The organism is Pseudomonas moraviensis (assembly GCF_900105805.1).
GTDB classification, from domain to species: Bacteria; Pseudomonadota; Gammaproteobacteria; order Pseudomonadales; family Pseudomonadaceae; genus Aquipseudomonas; species Aquipseudomonas moraviensis_A.
In genome coordinates, this window is record NZ_LT629788.1 from 1,842,221 (window position 1) to 1,858,078 (window position 15,858).

Annotated in this window: 20 protein-coding genes; 9 read left to right on the forward strand and 11 right to left on the reverse strand. The window is 55.6% G+C overall.

From position 1 onward, the window contains the following. Window positions 1-812 precede the first annotated feature (812 nt). On the reverse strand, window positions 813-1,202 hold the full coding sequence (locus BLU71_RS08415; protein WP_042609968.1) for a low affinity iron permease family protein: 390 nt from the start codon (window positions 1,200-1,202) through the stop codon (window positions 813-815). 108 nt (window positions 1,203-1,310) lie between these two features. Beyond that, window positions 1,311-1,943 carry a dTMP kinase gene (locus BLU71_RS08420; protein ID WP_083352794.1) on the reverse strand — a complete coding sequence of 211 codons (633 nt, stop codon included), beginning with the start codon at window positions 1,941-1,943 and terminating at the stop codon, window positions 1,311-1,313. Window positions 1,944-2,045: 102 nt separating this feature from the next. Here BLU71_RS08420 and BLU71_RS08425 point away from each other — a divergent pair, with 102 nt between their 5' ends. Continuing rightward, window positions 2,046-3,107: an SDR family oxidoreductase gene (locus BLU71_RS08425; protein ID WP_083352795.1), complete on the forward strand. Its 1,062-nt coding sequence runs from the start codon at window positions 2,046-2,048 to the stop codon at window positions 3,105-3,107. A 55-nt stretch (window positions 3,108-3,162) separates the two neighbouring features. Here the strand turns inward: BLU71_RS08425 and BLU71_RS08430 are convergent, their stop codons facing one another. Further along, window positions 3,163-4,290 carry an aromatic ring-hydroxylating oxygenase subunit alpha gene (locus tag BLU71_RS08430; RefSeq protein ID WP_083352796.1) on the reverse strand — a complete coding sequence of 376 codons (1,128 nt, stop codon included), beginning with the start codon at window positions 4,288-4,290 and terminating at the stop codon, window positions 3,163-3,165. 325 nt (window positions 4,291-4,615) lie between these two features. Here BLU71_RS08430 and BLU71_RS08435 point away from each other — a divergent pair, with 325 nt between their 5' ends. From BLU71_RS08435 to BLU71_RS08465, 7 genes are all read left to right on the forward strand, one after another. Beyond that, on the forward strand, window positions 4,616-5,131 hold the full coding sequence (locus BLU71_RS08435; protein WP_083352797.1) for a DoxX family protein: 516 nt from the start codon (window positions 4,616-4,618) through the stop codon (window positions 5,129-5,131). Between the two features lie 46 nt (window positions 5,132-5,177). Next, on the forward strand, window positions 5,178-6,062 hold the full coding sequence (locus BLU71_RS08440; protein ID WP_083352798.1) for a DUF692 domain-containing protein: 885 nt from the start codon (window positions 5,178-5,180) through the stop codon (window positions 6,060-6,062). Continuing rightward, the gene (locus tag BLU71_RS08445) at window positions 6,055-6,846 is read left to right on the forward strand and encodes a DNA-binding domain-containing protein (protein ID WP_083352799.1); all 792 of its coding nucleotides are present in this window, start codon (window positions 6,055-6,057) and stop codon (window positions 6,844-6,846) included. Before BLU71_RS08440 ends, BLU71_RS08445 begins: the two co-directional genes overlap by 8 nt. 282 nt (window positions 6,847-7,128) lie before the next feature. Continuing rightward, window positions 7,129-7,596, forward strand: a complete 468-nt coding sequence (locus BLU71_RS08450; RefSeq protein ID WP_083352800.1) for a hypothetical protein — start codon at window positions 7,129-7,131, stop codon at window positions 7,594-7,596. Between the two features lie 199 nt (window positions 7,597-7,795). Further along, on the forward strand, window positions 7,796-8,011 hold the full coding sequence (locus BLU71_RS08455; protein ID WP_042609975.1) for a tautomerase family protein: 216 nt from the start codon (window positions 7,796-7,798) through the stop codon (window positions 8,009-8,011). Continuing rightward, window positions 8,008-8,664 (forward strand): DsbA family oxidoreductase, encoded by a 657-nt coding sequence (locus BLU71_RS08460; RefSeq protein ID WP_083352801.1) that lies wholly within the window; start codon window positions 8,008-8,010, stop codon window positions 8,662-8,664. Before BLU71_RS08455 ends, BLU71_RS08460 begins: the two co-directional genes overlap by 4 nt. A 74-nt stretch (window positions 8,665-8,738) precedes the next feature. Further along, window positions 8,739-9,368 carry an isochorismatase family cysteine hydrolase gene (locus tag BLU71_RS08465; protein WP_083352802.1) on the forward strand — a complete coding sequence of 210 codons (630 nt, stop codon included), beginning with the start codon at window positions 8,739-8,741 and terminating at the stop codon, window positions 9,366-9,368. Between the two features lie 179 nt (window positions 9,369-9,547). Here BLU71_RS08465 and BLU71_RS08470 read toward each other — a convergent pair whose 3' ends face one another. Next, the gene (locus BLU71_RS08470; RefSeq protein ID WP_064362362.1) at window positions 9,548-9,931 is read right to left on the reverse strand and encodes a nuclear transport factor 2 family protein; all 384 of its coding nucleotides are present in this window, start codon (window positions 9,929-9,931) and stop codon (window positions 9,548-9,550) included. Window positions 9,932-9,996: 65 nt separating this feature from the next. Then, window positions 9,997-11,037 carry an NADPH dehydrogenase NamA gene (gene namA, locus BLU71_RS08475; protein ID WP_064362363.1) on the reverse strand — a complete coding sequence of 347 codons (1,041 nt, stop codon included), beginning with the start codon at window positions 11,035-11,037 and terminating at the stop codon, window positions 9,997-9,999. Between the two features lie 112 nt (window positions 11,038-11,149). On the opposite strand from namA, the gene BLU71_RS08480 reads away from it, so the two are divergent. Then, window positions 11,150-11,545 (forward strand): winged helix-turn-helix transcriptional regulator, encoded by a 396-nt coding sequence (locus tag BLU71_RS08480; RefSeq protein WP_083352803.1) that lies wholly within the window; start codon window positions 11,150-11,152, stop codon window positions 11,543-11,545. 124 nt (window positions 11,546-11,669) lie between these two features. Here the strand turns inward: BLU71_RS08480 and BLU71_RS08485 are convergent, their stop codons facing one another. The 6 genes from BLU71_RS08485 to BLU71_RS08510 form a co-directional block, all read right to left on the reverse strand. Further along, window positions 11,670-12,110, reverse strand: a complete 441-nt coding sequence (locus BLU71_RS08485; protein WP_064362367.1) for an SRPBCC family protein — start codon at window positions 12,108-12,110, stop codon at window positions 11,670-11,672. A 135-nt stretch (window positions 12,111-12,245) separates the two neighbouring features. Beyond that, entirely contained in the window at window positions 12,246-12,914 is a 669-nt protein-coding gene (locus BLU71_RS08490; RefSeq protein WP_064362369.1) for an NAD(P)-binding oxidoreductase, read from the reverse strand. Window positions 12,915-12,983: 69 nt separating this feature from the next. After that, window positions 12,984-13,370 carry a nuclear transport factor 2 family protein gene (locus BLU71_RS08495; RefSeq protein ID WP_048728942.1) on the reverse strand — a complete coding sequence of 129 codons (387 nt, stop codon included), beginning with the start codon at window positions 13,368-13,370 and terminating at the stop codon, window positions 12,984-12,986. A gap of 58 nt (window positions 13,371-13,428) precedes the next feature. Then, on the reverse strand, window positions 13,429-13,809 hold the full coding sequence (locus BLU71_RS08500) for a nuclear transport factor 2 family protein (protein WP_064362371.1): 381 nt from the start codon (window positions 13,807-13,809) through the stop codon (window positions 13,429-13,431). A gap of 67 nt (window positions 13,810-13,876) precedes the next feature. Then, complete coding sequence (locus BLU71_RS08505) at window positions 13,877-14,620, reverse strand: SDR family oxidoreductase (protein ID WP_083352804.1); 744 nt, start codon at window positions 14,618-14,620, stop codon at window positions 13,877-13,879. A 79-nt stretch (window positions 14,621-14,699) separates the two neighbouring features. Further along, window positions 14,700-15,806, reverse strand: a complete 1,107-nt coding sequence (locus BLU71_RS08510) for an alkene reductase (RefSeq protein ID WP_064362377.1) — start codon at window positions 15,804-15,806, stop codon at window positions 14,700-14,702. Between the last annotated feature and the right edge of the window lie 52 nt (window positions 15,807-15,858).

The window sequence follows — 15,858 nt, forward strand, 5'->3', positions numbered from 1 at the left end:
CGTGCAGACTCGCGTTGAACGCGGGCACACGCAGAAATTCGGGGGGAGACAGGCTGGAGAAAAACGCCGCCGCGCGGTCGGCGCAGGCAACTGGAAGGTGGGTCGAATCATTGGCGACAGACGTCGCCCCATTCACTACATCGACGATTGCAAACCGCGTGACCAATTGAAACCTCGCCTTCCATTTTGAGGGTCAACGACGAGGAACAACCTGCGCGGGGATGACAGCGCCAGGGTGGTCCCGATCGGCTGCGACTGCCGGGTCTGTGGACACACGGCAATCTTCTGGCGCCGGGTTTGTGACCCGAAGCGCCGGCAGATAATAACCACGTTTTTTGCTGGTGAGGCAAACAAAATGTAGGAATTCTGCGAAATAAATATCAGCCGTTTCCCACATGATCGTGACGATGGCAAAGAGACAGGGATGTCAAAAATGTTCGTAGATCGTACTGCCGTTTCCTGCAGGCCACGGGCATCGAAAACCGCTGCAGAGGCTTGAGTGGGCAGCGAAAAAGTCTCCACGCGACATACTTCGGTAGCCGGGCGCTAACAAGCACTAACAACGCATAACTGACAGTCCCTCGGCTGTGAAGGCAGGCTTGGATCTCACCGCTGAACGCCCGGCCACCTGCAAATCTTTTCGGTCGCCGCGCTCAGTCGAACGATGGTTTTGCGAGGGATTCGCCCACGCTGAACTACCCCGGAACAGAGCGCGGATTGGTCCACGAGCACTGAGCGATCGTGAAGATCAAAAACATTGCCGCTTGTGAACCGTCACGATAGCGACAGAAAAAAGACCACCACTCGAAATCCTAACGAGCGCCATTATCATGGATCGGCTCTACATCAATCTCACTCGATTCACCCAGCGCACGATACCGGTCCCGCAATTTTCTCAGCTCGCGCGCCTCCATCTTCTCCAGACCCAGCGTGGCGTTCTGCGCTTCATTGGTGGCGCGTATCAGCTCATCAATCTTCAAATGCAAAATGTCGTTGTCGCGGTTCTGGGTGTTTTGAATGAGGAACACCATCAGGAACGTAATGATCGTGGTCGACGTGTTGATGATGAGTTGCCAGGTGTCGTTGTAGTGGAAATATGGCCCTGTTCCCGCCCAGGCGACGATCAGGAGGATCGCTGTCAAAAAGGTCTTCGGGCTACCCGCCCAGTTGGAAAGTGCCTGGCAAAAACGTGCAAATCTCATCTTGAAACCTCTGAATAAACCTGACTACTTGACCTCGCTGAGCGGTGAAATACTTTGTAATATTTGCACCGCTCGTCGGCGGCGCAGATTCGCGCGCGTGCTCACGCATCAGACCAAGGGAATATTCCGGCGGCTCATCACCTGATTGATCTCCACGACCACCCGCCTCGTCGCCTCCTCGATCGTTCCCTCATTCCGGCACAAAAACCAACCCTGATCGGCAGCGGCTTGCTCGAACGCCCGAGTGCAAGCGGCATGCTCCTCAAGCCCCCGAAGCACAGTGCTGCTCAGGCCGCGCCGTCGTGCCCCTGCCCTCGCCCACGAAATCTCCGGCGCTGTGACCACCCCGACATGCAGGTCGGGCACTTGGACATTGCGATCAATATTGAGCTGCAGGATTTCTGCAAACGGGACTGTCCGGCGAAAGGCGGCCTCGGACGGGTACCAGCGATCGATCAGGATGATGCTGTCGGTGGGTTGTCTGGGCAGCACGTGCCGGGAGATCCAGCGGCGGCTATCAGCCAGGCGTTGGCAGACTTCGAGTTCCAGATCCCGGTCAGGATGTCGGGCGAGCCGGTTCACCAGATGCATTGTCTCGCCCCTGAACGGGTCGCTTTTTTTCTCGCACAGTCGGATGACTTTCTGGTTGCCTGCCCTCAGGGCTTCAGTGATCGCCTCCAACAGCGAGGTTTTGCCGACGCCTTTGGGGCCATCCAGAGAAACAAACAGCGGACGAGTCATTGTTCACAGACTTCTACAGGGAGTAGCGAACACTCTAACGGATTTTCCGGTTGAACCTCTGCTGCCCACACGGACTCCCAAACTCAAATCCAGGAGAAACCTATGACCCAGACAGCTTTAGTCGTGGGCGCCAGCGGCATTGTCGGCAGCGCCATCACCCAGTTACTCATCGACAACAAATGGCAGGTCGCCGCCCTTTCGAGGCATCCATCGCAAGCGCAAGGCGTGATCCCTGTCGCGGCAGATCTTCAGGACCCGGCGTCGCTGGAACAGGCGCTGAGGGATTTGAAACCCACTCACGTGTTCATTACCACATGGTCACGGCAAGCCACAGAAGCCGAGAACATTCGGGTTAACGCCGCCATGGTACGCAACGTGCTCGCTGCGGTTCGCCCAGCCAAGAGCGTCGAACACGTAGCACTGGTCACTGGCCTGAAGCACTACCTCGGCCCGTTCGAAGCCTATGGTAAAGGCAGCCTTCCGCAGACACCGTTTCGCGAGGAACAAGGTCGTCTGGATGTCGAGAATTTCTATTACGCCCAGGAAGACGAACTCTTCGCCGCTGCTGAACAGGACGGCTTCACCTGGAGCGTCCATCGCCCGCACACCGTCACCGGGGTCGCCGTGGGCAATGCGATGAACATGGCAACCACCCTCGCCGTCTATGCCTCGGTGTGCAAACACACCAATCGCCCCTTTGTGTTTCCCGGATCGAGGGTGCAGTGGGACAGCCTCACCGATATGACGGACGCGCGGCAGTTGGCGAAACAACAATTGTGGGCGGCCACCACCCCGGCTGCGGCTAACCAGGCGTTCAATATCACCAATGGCGACGTATTTCGCTGGAAATGGATGTGGGGCCGAATTGCCGAATACTTCGACTTGCCTGCTGCTGATTATCCTGCGTCGCCCTCTCCTCTGGAGAAGCAGATGGCTGACGACCAAGCCGTATGGACGCAGATAGTTGCCGAACACGCTTTGAAGGAATCGGATATCAGTCGCCTGATTTCCCCATGGCATACCGATGCAGATCTTGGTCGTCCCATCGAAGTGGTCACGGACATGTCGAAAAGCCGCATGATGGGCTTCACTGCCTACCAGGCGAGCGATCAGGCGTTTTTTGACGTGTTCGACAAACTGCGGAAGATGCGTTTGATCCCCTAGGCTGTTTCAGAACAGATAGGAAACGGTATGGCGCGTGATTTCAGGCGCAATCCCGCTACAGCTTTGAAGCGTCTTCGACTGCTTCAACCTGCGTAAGCGGGATGGTCTCAATCGCCCAGGCACGCGCCTGCCGACGTCCGGGGCTCGGCACCGCGCACGCCTTTCGCCCCGTAAATTCTCGTCCAAGTCGGTCTTCATCGATACGCCAGCCGTTCTGCTCCAACTCCTTCACACGACGCCTGAAGAAAATCTGCAGTGCATCCGACTTCAACGACACTTCCTGCTGCCAGGAATCCGGTACACGTTCTGGCCGGACGTTCTTCAGCACTTCATGATCCTGCTCGAAAATCCGAATATTGCTGGCAACAAAACGTCGGTCAAACAGTCGGGATCGGAGGAATGTCCGGCCCATCATCCACCAGGTTCGCGTGCGGTTGGCATCAATGGGGACATGCGCCGAGACAATGTGGATTCGCCACCCATTCGGCAATTCAAGTTCCAGCGTCGTGCACGGACCAGACAGATGAAAGCCTGGAATCGTCTCCACGCTCACCCGCTCAGTCGCAGATTTTCGTCGAAATAACCCGGTGCGTTTTGGGCGGCGCATGATCATCTTCGCGCGCCCACTCCATGCATCGCCATCCACTTCAAATGCATCGATCTCAGGATGATCAGGGTCGCCGAACGTGCTGCCGTGAACGAATGGCGCGTGCGCAAAGTCGAGCCCGTTCTCAATGACCCGATCCCAACTTGCCTCCCAGTCGAAATACCCGGAAACCACACGAGTGTTCGCGTCATCTATCCAGTCGAGCACGGGTAGCGGCGGCCTTTCATGCTCGGGCAGATCGCCGAGAAATGCCCAGACCCAGCCGTAGCGTTCAAGTGTGGGATAGGCATCGACTCGAGCCTTGGCGGGGATGCGCAAATTCGGCTGTGCCGGGATATGTGTGCAGATGCCGTCCGCTCCGAACCGCCACCCGTGGTAGGGACACTGCACGCTCTCCCCGACTTTGGCGCCGGCCGAAAGCGAGCCACCACGATGGACACAGACATCGGACAGAAGATGCGCCTTCCCTTTGTCGTCACGAAAGGCAACGAATGGCTGGCCAAGCAAGCGTACTGCCGCAAGTTCGTTGGTCAATTGCGTGGATGGCAGGACGACATACCAAAGGTTGGTGAGCATCAGGAAGTTGAACTCAATGGCTGGGAACGAGAGTGGCTTAGCCTTCTTCGACGCATTTGGAACAACGGTGTTCAGTTGGACGTGACATCTCGAATGAATCAAACCTTGCCACAACCATTGTCGGGTATTGGTCTGTATCTAAGTGTGTATAGAGGCGGACGCGTTACACAACATTGAGCTTCCAGCAGCGCAAGACACAAGCGAGATACACCAACCCGATGAACTACGGTCACGGCCAGCGCAGTGGGTACCGTGCCTGGCACCTCTCATTGGGAGCACCTGAAATGCTTCCACTTTCTTGACGACAAGTCGGAGGTTTAAATCAATGCAAACAAACACGTCATCGGTCTTGAATCGGCTGCGCCTTAACCTCGATCGCGTCGGAGACTGGATCGCGCCTTTAAGCCTGCGCGTTTTTCTGGCGTGGGAGTTTTTTGAGGCCGGGTGGGAAAAGTGGAACGGTGAGAACTGGTTCCCAAGCATTCAAGGTGCCTTTCCTTTTCCCTTCAATCAGCTGCCCGCTACGTTCAATTGGCAGTTATCAATGTGGGCAGAACTGCTCTGTTCCATTGCTTTGCTTGTAGGCCTGGGAACACGTCTTTCAGCACTGATCCTCATCGTGGTCACCGTTGTGGCAACTGCCGCAGTTCATTGGCCAGCAGACTGGTCGACGTTGAGCGAACTCGCAAGAGGCTACTCCATCAGCAATCAGGGCTACGGCAATTACAAGCTGCCCTTGATCTACCTCGTAGCACTTGTGCCGCTGCTGTTCACTGGGGCCGGCAAGCTGAGCCTGGATGCATTCATCCATCGGTGTATCCAGCGTTTGAATGCACGCTGAATCGTCATTGCTTTCGTCAGTTACATCGAGTCGGAGAATCAAGCGAATGCAAACGAACATTTCATCATCAATATCTTTAGCTCCACAGCCCCCTCATGAGCCGACCGTTGGACTCGGATTGCGCCGCGCACTACTCAAGACACTTCGTGACGCTCCAGTCGGGGATTTCGATTTTCTAGAGGTTGCTCCAGAGAACTGGATCGGCATCGGCGGCGCGCATGGGGATGCTCTGCAGTTTCTAGCTGAACGCTACCCGTTGTCATGCCATGGCCTGTCACTGTCGCTAGGTGGCAGTGCGCCTCTGGACGAGTCTTTTCTTGAGCAAGTACGAGGATTTCTCGATCGCTACCACGTGCCGTTTTATAGCGAACACCTGAGTTACTGCAGTGACGATGGCCATCTATACGACCTGCTGCCGTTGCCATTTACTGAGGAGGCGGTTCAGCACGTTGCTGCGCGCATCCGTCGTGCACAGGACATCCTCGGCCGCCGTCTTGCCGTAGAGAACGTCTCTTATTACGCCGCTGCTCATCAGGATATGGACGAACTTACGTTCACCAATGCAGTACTTCGCGAGGCCGATTGCGACCTGTTGCTCGACGTTAATAATGTGTACGTCAACTCAGTGAACCATCGGTTTGATCCAACGGTTTTCCTGGCCGGCGTGGAACCAGAACGCGTAGTCGCCATGCACGTGGCTGGCCATTACGACGAAGCCGATGACCTGATAATCGACTCCCATGGTGCTTCGGTCAAACCGGTAGTCTGGTCATTGCTGGAACAGGCTTATGGCCTCTTTGGTGTAAAGCCAACGCTGCTGGAGCGCGATTTCAACTTTCCGTCTTACGACGAACTTGTGGCTGAGCTGAATACCATCAGGCGGTTGCAGCGCGACGCGGATGCTTTGGTGCGGGTGACCGTCGATGGCTGACTCCACTTCAAGTTTGCACAGTCAGCAGCTCGCGTTGACCCGTTACCTGCGTGACCCGGACAGTTACGCGCCGCCTGCGCAGATGAATCCCGCAAGAGCGCAGGTCTATCTGAACCTGGTGTTCAATAATCTCCTGAGTTTACTGGGCGGAACGTTCCCGGTACTGGTTGCCGTGTTGGGCGATGCTGGCTGGCGTGCGCTGGTCCGACGTTTTTTGCGTGACCACCGCGCGCAAACGCCACGTTTCGGAGAAATTGCACGCGAGTTTGTAGACTTCGTAGCGAGCCTGGAGGACGCGCCTGGTTTTGAGCATCCTTGGTACCCGTTCTTACCTGAATTGGCCCATTACGAGTGGGTGGAGATGGCGCTGCAACAGTTGGACGCTGCGCCGCTGGAGACCAGTGATGCGGCGCAGTTACTCGACCGACCCCTTCGGCTATCCCCGCTCGTCTGGCCGTTGGCTTACACCTGGGCCGTACATCGTCTCGGGCCAGGCCACCTGCCTTCTGAACCGCCAGAACTACCGACGTTGCTGCTGATCAGCCGGGTGCCGAGTGGTCAAGTGCAGTTCTCCCACGTCAGCCCGCTGGCATTCCGATTGTTGCAGCGGATCGAGCAGTTCCCTGACATGGATGGTCGAGCGCAGTTGCATGCTTTGGCTGCAGAGGCTGGTGCATCAGATGTGACCAGCTTCGTTGCCGACGCGCTGGTTCTGCTGCGCAAGCTGCATGAGCAAGCTGTTGTCGGGGTAGCTGCGACACCCGTTTTAAAGCTGTTGTCCTGATTGACGCGCAAAGGCCGAGGTCAGCTTTTGTATCTCTATGTACCTGCACGCGAAGTCTTGGGATTGGCTTACAAATGCATCTCTCGCTTGATACATCGTGGATACATGACTCCGGCTAAATAAGCCTTACCCGAATAAGGTCGCCCTCGAAGTGGAAGACGCTTGCGCGCATTAGCCTTGTAACTCAAGGCTTTTCCCACTTCGCCTAGAGCTTCTTTGCGGGTTTATTCGCCCTGTGGCGTGAACCGCGGCCTGGCCGCGCAAAGTATCTGGAGAATCACCATGTACCGTAAATCTTTCTCGAACACAAAAAGTCTTGGCCTGGCCGCTATCGCTTTAGCCGGTGGCATGAGCCTGGCATCGTCTGCAGCTTTTGCTGTTGAGCCGTTGTCCCAAGGCTATCAACTGGCATCGGCGGATAAGGCCGGCGAAGGCAAGTGTGGCGAAGGCAAATGCGGTGCCAGCCAAGCCAGCGACAAGTCCGTGACTGCCGAAGGCAAGTGCGGTGAAGGCAAGTGTGGTGACGACTCTTTCGCTCGCACAGATACCGACCATGATGGTCGCGTCTCTCTTAAAGAACTCCTGGCTGTGGCACCTCAGGGCGGTGAAGAATTTCAAGCGATGGACACCAACCACGATGGTTTTCTTTCTGAAGGCGAGGTCTACAAGTTCAGAAGCAACCAATACCTTTCCAACGGCAAGAAAGTACCCACCGAGCTTTTCACCCACATGAGCAAAGCGCAGAACTGATTCATTCCTCCTGCCGTAGCATTCGCCCTCCCCTGCGGCCGCCGCCAGGGAGGGCGATTTACCTTCTGCAGATGTATTGATTACACAGCGTCACAAGTGATGTTCTCCGCCCCTGATTTATCCACTGAAAGCGACACTTTAAAGTCCATCCCACTGCTCACCTCATCATGTCGATGGGGCGCCAACAGGAGACTTCCCCATGCCTTTCATCAGCGTTCGTATCACCCGCGATGGCGTCACCAAGGAACAGAAATCCCAAGTCATCGCCGAGATAACCAGAACCATGCAAACAGTGCTCAACAAGGATCCGCACCTCACGCATATCGTCATTGAAGAGGTCGATACCGATAACTGGGGCTATGCCGGAATCACCACCACTGAGTACCGCCAACAGCTGACGGAGTCGAAGAAATGACTTTTCCTGTCAGGATCGACTTTGTGTCGGATGTGGTGTGCCCCTGGTGCGCACTCGGCGCCAAAGCGCTGGAACAAGCCATCGCTAATGTTGCCGGCGAAGTTGCAGTGGAGCTGACCTTCAAGCCTTTCGAACTGAACCCGGACATGCCGGCCGAGGGCGAGCACGCCATCCAGCACATGATGCGCAAATATGGGCGCAGCGCCGAAGAAGTTGCCTCGCGCAATGAAATGATCATCGCGCGTGGCAAAACCATCGGTTTTCAGTTCGACCTGGAAAAGCGCAGCCATTTCTACAACACCTTCGACGCCCATCGCCTTCTGCTGTGGGCTGTGCAGGACGGCCGCCAGGTTGCGCTGAAGAAAATCCTGCTCGAGGCTTATTTCACCAACGGCCAGAACCCCAGCGATCACGAAACATTGGTGCGCCTGGCCGGTGAAGCAGGACTTTCAACCACCCGAGCTCGCGAGATTTTGACTAGCGAGGCGTTCGCTAGCGAGGTCCGCGAACTTGAGGGGTTTTACCTTGAACGCGGAATTAATTCGGTCCCGGCCATGGTGCTGAATGGTCGTCAGTTGGTGTCCGGATCGCATTCAGTCAAGGAATACGAACACATCCTCAGGCAGGTGGCACGAGAGTCCGCTACAGCCTGACAAAGCGACTACCAACACGATGCCCCGGGCAAGCCCACGGCACCGGTCACCCAACTTGTTTGGAGTACATCGTCATGTCGAATGCCCTCTATCCGCTGAACCGCACCGCTTATCTGCTGGTCGATCCGTACAACGATTTCCTCTCGGAGAACGGCAAGGTATTCCCCTTGATCAAGCCAATTGCCGACCAGGTCGGGCTGCTCGACAACCTGCGGGCCCTCGATCGCGCCGTACGAGCGCACAACATTCCGGTGGTTATTGTGCCGCACCACCGCTGGGAACACGGCGACTACGAAGGCTGGGGCCATCCAACACCGACCCAATGCAAAATTATGCACATGCACCACTTCGCACGCGGTGAATGGGGAGGTGAATGGCATCCCGATTTCGCGCCGAAGGACGGCGACATTGTCGTACAGGAACATTGGGGCGCCAGCGGCTTTGCCAATACCGACCTCGATCTTCGCCTGAAGCAGAAAGGCATCACCCACGTCATCATCGTCGGCCTGCTCGCCAATACCTGCATCGAAGCGACCGCCCGCTACGCCTCGGAATTGGGCTACCACGTCACCTTGGTGCGTGACGCGACCGCCGCTTTCCGTGCGGAAATGATGCACGCCGCCCACGACCTGAACGGGCCGACTTTCGCTCACTCAATAGTGACCTCCCACGAATTGATTGCTGCGCTGGCACCGCAGGAGTAATGGCCCGTGAATCTCACAGTTTTGCTCTACTCCCGGGTATGTGGTGGCGTACGCGCTAACGGGCGCAAGAGTGACGACCGTCGGAGCGAGAGCAGATGTAAGGGTTTTCATGACGCTTCCATTTTTATTGATGAGTGATGGGAAGCCTCAATTGCCGCAGACTCATAGACGACAGAGGGTCAAGGCGCGACGTGGGTGTGAAAGATCTTACTGACGACCGCCCACTTGCCATCGACTTTCAACAGGTGGAAAAAGTCGGTGAAGGAAATGCCGGACATGTCGTTGGCGTCGATGCGTGCGCTCGCGGCCGTACCAACGATTTCAATGCGGACGATAGCTGCCGGTGCATCAGGGGACGGGCGAAAACCTTCATCAATACCCTTGAAAAGGATTTGAATTGCACCACCGGCCAAGTGACCGTCTACATCGACGCTGAACATGGTTGCTCGCTCATCGAAAGCTGGCTTCATGATGCTGCTTTTCGCTTGCTTGCAGCCCTCAATGTACTTATTCAGCACCTCGGTGATGGCTTGGTATTCGTGAACGTAAGTAGGTTTGCTCATGGTGTATTCCTGGTTCATCGAGTCGAATTGGATTAAGGTCTGGCACGCTTATGACGAGGGCAAATTCACGCTTTGGTATCTAGCCATACAGAGCCGTAACGAGTGTAGGCTTCAGGAATCTCAATGGCTTCTTTCAAGTCATCTGCTGCAGTACGCACCCAAAATGGATCGCGCAGCATTTGCCGTCCGACAAACACCAAGTCAGCTCGGCCGTTCTGCAGGATTTCCTCGGCTTGACGACCACTCTGAATCACACCCACTGCACCCGTCGCAATATGCAGCTCCTTACGTAGCAACTCAGCGGCCGGTACTTGGTAACCTGGATAAGTCTGAACCTTGATCATTTTGATCCCACCGGAGCTGCAGTCGATCAGATCGACGCCCTGCTCTTTCATCCAGCGACCGTATTCAAGAAATGACTCGGGTGTGTTTCCGCCTTCGGCGTAATCAGAGCTGGAGATACGAACAAACAGAGGACGATCGCCCCAATGGGTTTTGACTTCCTCCAGCACTTCGCGCAGGAAGCGATAGCGACGCTTGGCATCACCGCCATATTCGTCATCGCGGGTATTGGCGAGTGGGGATAGGAACTCACTCAGCAAATAACCGTGAGCGGCATGGATCTCGAGCACATCAAAGCCCGCTTCACTGGCGCGTCGTGCGGCATCGCCATAAAGCTTCACCAAACCCGGAATTTCGTCAGCCGCGAGTGCCCGAGGCACAGGGCTGGAATCCGTAAACGGAATCGCCGACGGGGCGATATGAATAAGGTTGGGCAGATCGGCATTGCGTCCCGCATGGCCGATCTGAGCGCCGGCTTTCGCACCAAAGCTGTGAAGCAGTTCGGTTAGCCCTTTCAAGCCGACAACGTGTTCATCGCTCCAGATCCCAAGGTCACCAGCCCCGATACGACCGTCAGCCTGGATAGCCAGCGTCTCGGGAAAAATCAGCGCCGCCTGACCCAGTGCGCGAGCTCCATAATGAACGCGGTGCCAATCAGTGACAAAGCCATCATCCGCTGCCATGTGCATGCACATGGGGGACATGACGACCCGGTTTTTCAGTTTAAGGCCTTTAATTTCATGGGGGGATAACAACAAACTCATCTGGCGGATTCCATACTGGTCAATATGGAATCATGCTAACTTACACACCACTTGCGTGTAAGTACGCACAATTTTGTGCTGTAGGCACACTTTTTATACCATGGTGATTTCAGTGAAAAAATGTAACCCTCAGAATGAAATTGAGGCCTTCGCTTGTCCCGTCGCGTTTACTGTCGATGTCATAGGTGGAAAATGGAAATCGCTCATACTGTTTCACTTGATGTCTGGAACGAAGCGCTTCAACGAGCTCCGACGCCTCATTCCAGATATCACTCAGAGGATGCTGACACTCCAGTTGAGAGAGCTGGAGACTGATGGGGTTATACATCGCGAAATCTATCGCGAGGTGCCGCCAAAGGTTGAGTATTCGCTGACAGAATTAGGCAACTCTCTCGCGCCTTTGGTGAGTGCCATGCGGGAATGGGGAGCTGTTCATGAGCGAAAGATTTTGGAGCTCAGGCGCTCTGCGGTGCCGGCGAGTTCGGTCGCTTCCTGTTCCACCATCTGATCACGCGAGGGCTTTGTGCTTCAGCACTGCTTTGAGCCGACAATCATCAGCTTCCAGGGCCTTTGGTATCCACGCTTAGAATACTTGCCTGGCCAAGCCTGTACGCGTCAATTCTTTGAAATGTTCAATGCCTGTTTAGAAACAGCTGAAGGCTATTGTGACCATCCACGATCAGTCCACGTATGAGTTCCTGATAGTCGTCTGCTGTATTCAAATCTTGCAGGTCAAAGCTTGCAGACCAATTGATGAACGTCTTGGGCTGTCCAGTGAGAGAGGCCAATTTCACCGTGGCAACATAGTTGTCCAGCGGTAATGGCGCCTCCTCGAAGCGGTAGGATAGCGTTGTATTGTGATCATCGACCGATAACAAACGCTCCCTGACAACTGCGCCATCGGCCAGCGTGAGTCTGCGAATACAGCCGACCAATCCATCAGGTTGGTTGTCCTCAATGCTGCTTTCGACAATCGATGGATGCCATTTATGAATCTCTCCAAATTTTTTCAACACGCTCCAGGCATGTCCAACATTGCTGTCCAAGACAGCGGAAAACTCAACCATCGGCATCGTGTATCTCCCTTCAGATATGTGCTGTAAGAGCACGGCGAGTCGGCGCAACCACCAGGCTGATCCGTGGATCGTCGAGCGCCTGTTTCAGAACCTCGCGTCCATCCAGCCCCGTAGCGCCAATCAAAACTAATGTCATTGCAAGCAACGCTCATGACCAAGCCTGCGAACAGCGTCGGAGACTGGCATGTCACCTTGAGTAAGCTCGATAATGACTCGACTCACCCTGGGCTGTTCGATCAACTCGGCAAGTGTCGCTGCTACGTCATCTCTCGAAACTTCACCGTAAGGAATAGCAACGTCAGCACGGATTCTGCCAGTGCCTGGGTCATCCAGAAGCGTTCCTGGACGCACAATTACCCAATCCAGACCCGTCCCAACCAAGTGAGCATCAGCTCGTTTTTTCACGGCAATGTAATTTTCGAAACCTTCGGATGACGGACTACCACGCAGCGCATCGGGGAAGGCCGAGACCAGAATGAAACGCCGGACACCTGCCTGAATTGTCGCGGCCACTGCCAACTCCAATCCCCGACCATCAATCGCATTAGTCAGATCCATACCTGCGCCGCCTGCCCCTGCGGTGAAGACCACGGCATCAATGCCCGACATAAGTCGCGCCATTTGCCCGGGATCCAGCTCAAGCAAATTGCCTATAACGGGCGTCGCGCCCAGGGCCGCAAGCTGACTTTCCTGCTCCGGGTTCCGATGCAGTGCGATCGTTTCGTGACCTCGCCCGACGAGCTGCTTAACCAATCGCCGCCCCACTTTGCCAGCGGCGCCGATGATGAAAACCTTACTCATGATCGCTTCTCCATTTGACGATGAACGAGCTCCGATCCCGGGATTGATTCAACCGGGATCGGTGAACGCTCAACCTTCGAACTGGTGATAAACCTTGGCGATGACCTTCCAGGTGCCGTCGATTTTGATCAGGGTCAGGTAGTCGTTGTAGTCGGCACCGATCGCATCCTTTTCCATATCGACACGCACAACGGCTGTCGTGGGTGTGATTGCCAAGATATCGAGGCGAGTCGTAATTTCTGGGGCGCTGCCATTCTTCTGAACGAAATCAAACAGATTCTTGATCGGGCCGCCAAGCAATTCACCATTTGTGAAACCGTACATCACAGCGTCTTTATGGAAAGCTTGAGCAACGCCTTCTGCACTGCCCACACGCAGACCTTCAACGTACTGATTGGCGGTAGCGATGACAGCGTTGTACTCGGAGGTTGGTACTGCCTTGATGTTCTTTGACATGGTTCTCTCCTTTTATTAGGGCGACGTAAAACACACGCCGCCAGACGCGCTCAAATGCTCAAGCGGTCGGATGGGTGTGGTAAATCTTGCTGACGATCGTCCACTTGCCTTCTACCTTCAGCAGGTTGAAGAAGTCGGTGAATCGATACCCCGAAACATTGTCAGTATCAACGCGCGCACTGGCGGCAGTGCCCACGATGTCGATGCGAACGATCGCGGCTTTGGCTTCGGGAGATGGGCGGAAAGAGTTGTCGATGACGTCGTACAGATTCTGGATCGCGCCGCCGACGAGCTTGTCGCCGTCGACGCCAAACATGGTTGCTTGCTCGTTGAACGCGGGCTTCATCAAAGTGCTGTCAGCCTTGGCACCACCTTCGTTGTACTGACTCAGAACAGCAACGATCGCGTCGTATTCCTGGACGTAGGTTGGATTACTCATGATGTACTCCTGGTTGCATGTTGCCGGTGACTTTTGGTCAATCGGACACGGGAAACTCAAACGACAATCACCAATCCTGGCGAGTCGGCGAGATGATGAGATCGTTGACGGTGACGTTTTCCGGTTGGTTGAGCGCGTAGATCACTGCGCGGGCAACATCGTCGGGCGCAATGGCAATCCGGTTCAGCTCTTGGGCAGCCTTACGCCCTTCAGGATCGCTGACCTTGTCCGCCCAGCCGGTATTGATCACGCCCGGGCTGACAGTGTTGACGCGGATGCCATGCTGCACGCCCAACTCCTTTCGCATGGATTCGGTCATGGCCTGGACGAAGAACTTGGTAGCGCTGTAAACACCCGCCGCGGGGCCGACCTGGTGGCCTGCAACGGAGTCCATGTTGAGAATCTGCCCGGATTTCTGTCCAAGCATGAATGGCAACACAGCAGCAGTAGTGTTGAGGTAGCCCTTGATGTTCACATCGATCATCTTTTCCCAATCCTGCACGGCCAGATCGACCCAGTTGGAAAAGAGCATCAGACCGGCGTTGTTGACCAGGATGTCCACTGCGCCATAGGTATCTTGTGCAAACTTCGCGAGCGCTTTGGTTTGAACCAGATGGGTAACGTCTGTAGTGAACGCGACCACGTCGCTCCCGGCCTCACGCAACTCGGCAACAAACGCTTCCAACCCGTGCTGATCGAGTGCTGCTGCCACGACGCGAGCGCCCTGTGCGGCCAATGCGCGGGTGGTGGCAGCACCAATGCCGGAAGATGCGCCAGTGACGATGGCAACCTTGTTTTGCAAATAATTCATATTTGAGTACCTCTTGTGCGGCGAAATGTTTTCGCGACGAAGCCTCCCCGCGCCGAACTGACGCAAAGGGAATCTCTAATCAGTTGGAGTTGGCCGTTGGCCAATCGATGTAGCCCTTGGCGCCTCCGCCGTAGTAACTCTCGCGCGGAGCTATGGTCAGCTCGACACCGCGACGCAGGCGCTCTACCAGGTCGGGGTTGGCAATGAACAACCGACCAAACGCCACGGCATCAATCCGCCCTTGCGCCCTGCGCTCCAGCGCCATTTCCAGGTCATAGTTGTTGTTGCCAATGTACGAACCTTCGAACTGCGCACTCAGCGCGTCCAGATCCACCCCTTCAGGAACGGTACGAGAGGTGGCTGTCGCGCCTTCGACGAAATGCAGATAGGCCAAATTGAATCTGTTCAACTGTTGAATGAGGTGACCGTAGGTCGCCATGACGTTGCTGTCTGGAGGCGTGTTACCTGCATCAGGAGTTACGGGTGAAAGGCGGATGCCGACCCGATCACTACCCCAAATTGCTACCACGGCTTCGGTGACTTCAAGTGTCAGTCGTGTCCGATTTTCGATGGAGCCACCGTACCGGTCAGTCCGCTGGTTGGTGGAATCACGCAGGAACTGATCGAGCAGATAGCTGTTGGCAGAATGGACTTCCACACCGTCGAAACCGGCTCGCTTGGCATTTTCTGCCGCATGCCTGTACTGCTCGATGATCCCCGGGATCTCTGAGGTCTCAAGCGCCCGAGGCATGGACACTTCGACCATGCCATTGTTGGTATAGGTGGTCCCTTCGGCCTTGATTGCCGAGGGCGCGACCGGCGCTTCGCCGTTTGGCTGCAACTCAACGCTGGAGAAGCGACCTACGTGCCACAACTGGCTGACGATTTTTCCGCCGGCCGCGTGCACTGCGTCAGTGACTTTTTTCCAGCCTGCTACCTGCTCCTCTGTCCAGATTCCGGGCGTCATGGCATAGCCACGCCCCTGAGCCGAAATGTTTGTGGCCTCGGCAATGATCAGGCCCGCGCTGGCACGCTGGGCGTAATAAGTAGCGTGCATTTCATTCGGCACGCCGTCGTCGGCCATTCGGCTGCGAGTCACGGGGGCCATGACAATTCGGTTAGCCAGTTGTATCGCCCCCATGGTCATAGGGGAAAACAGGTCGGTGTCTGCGGCAATATCAATCATAAAAACTCCAAATGAATAGACCGGTCGTCTAGTTAAAAGCTTAAAAAAAATG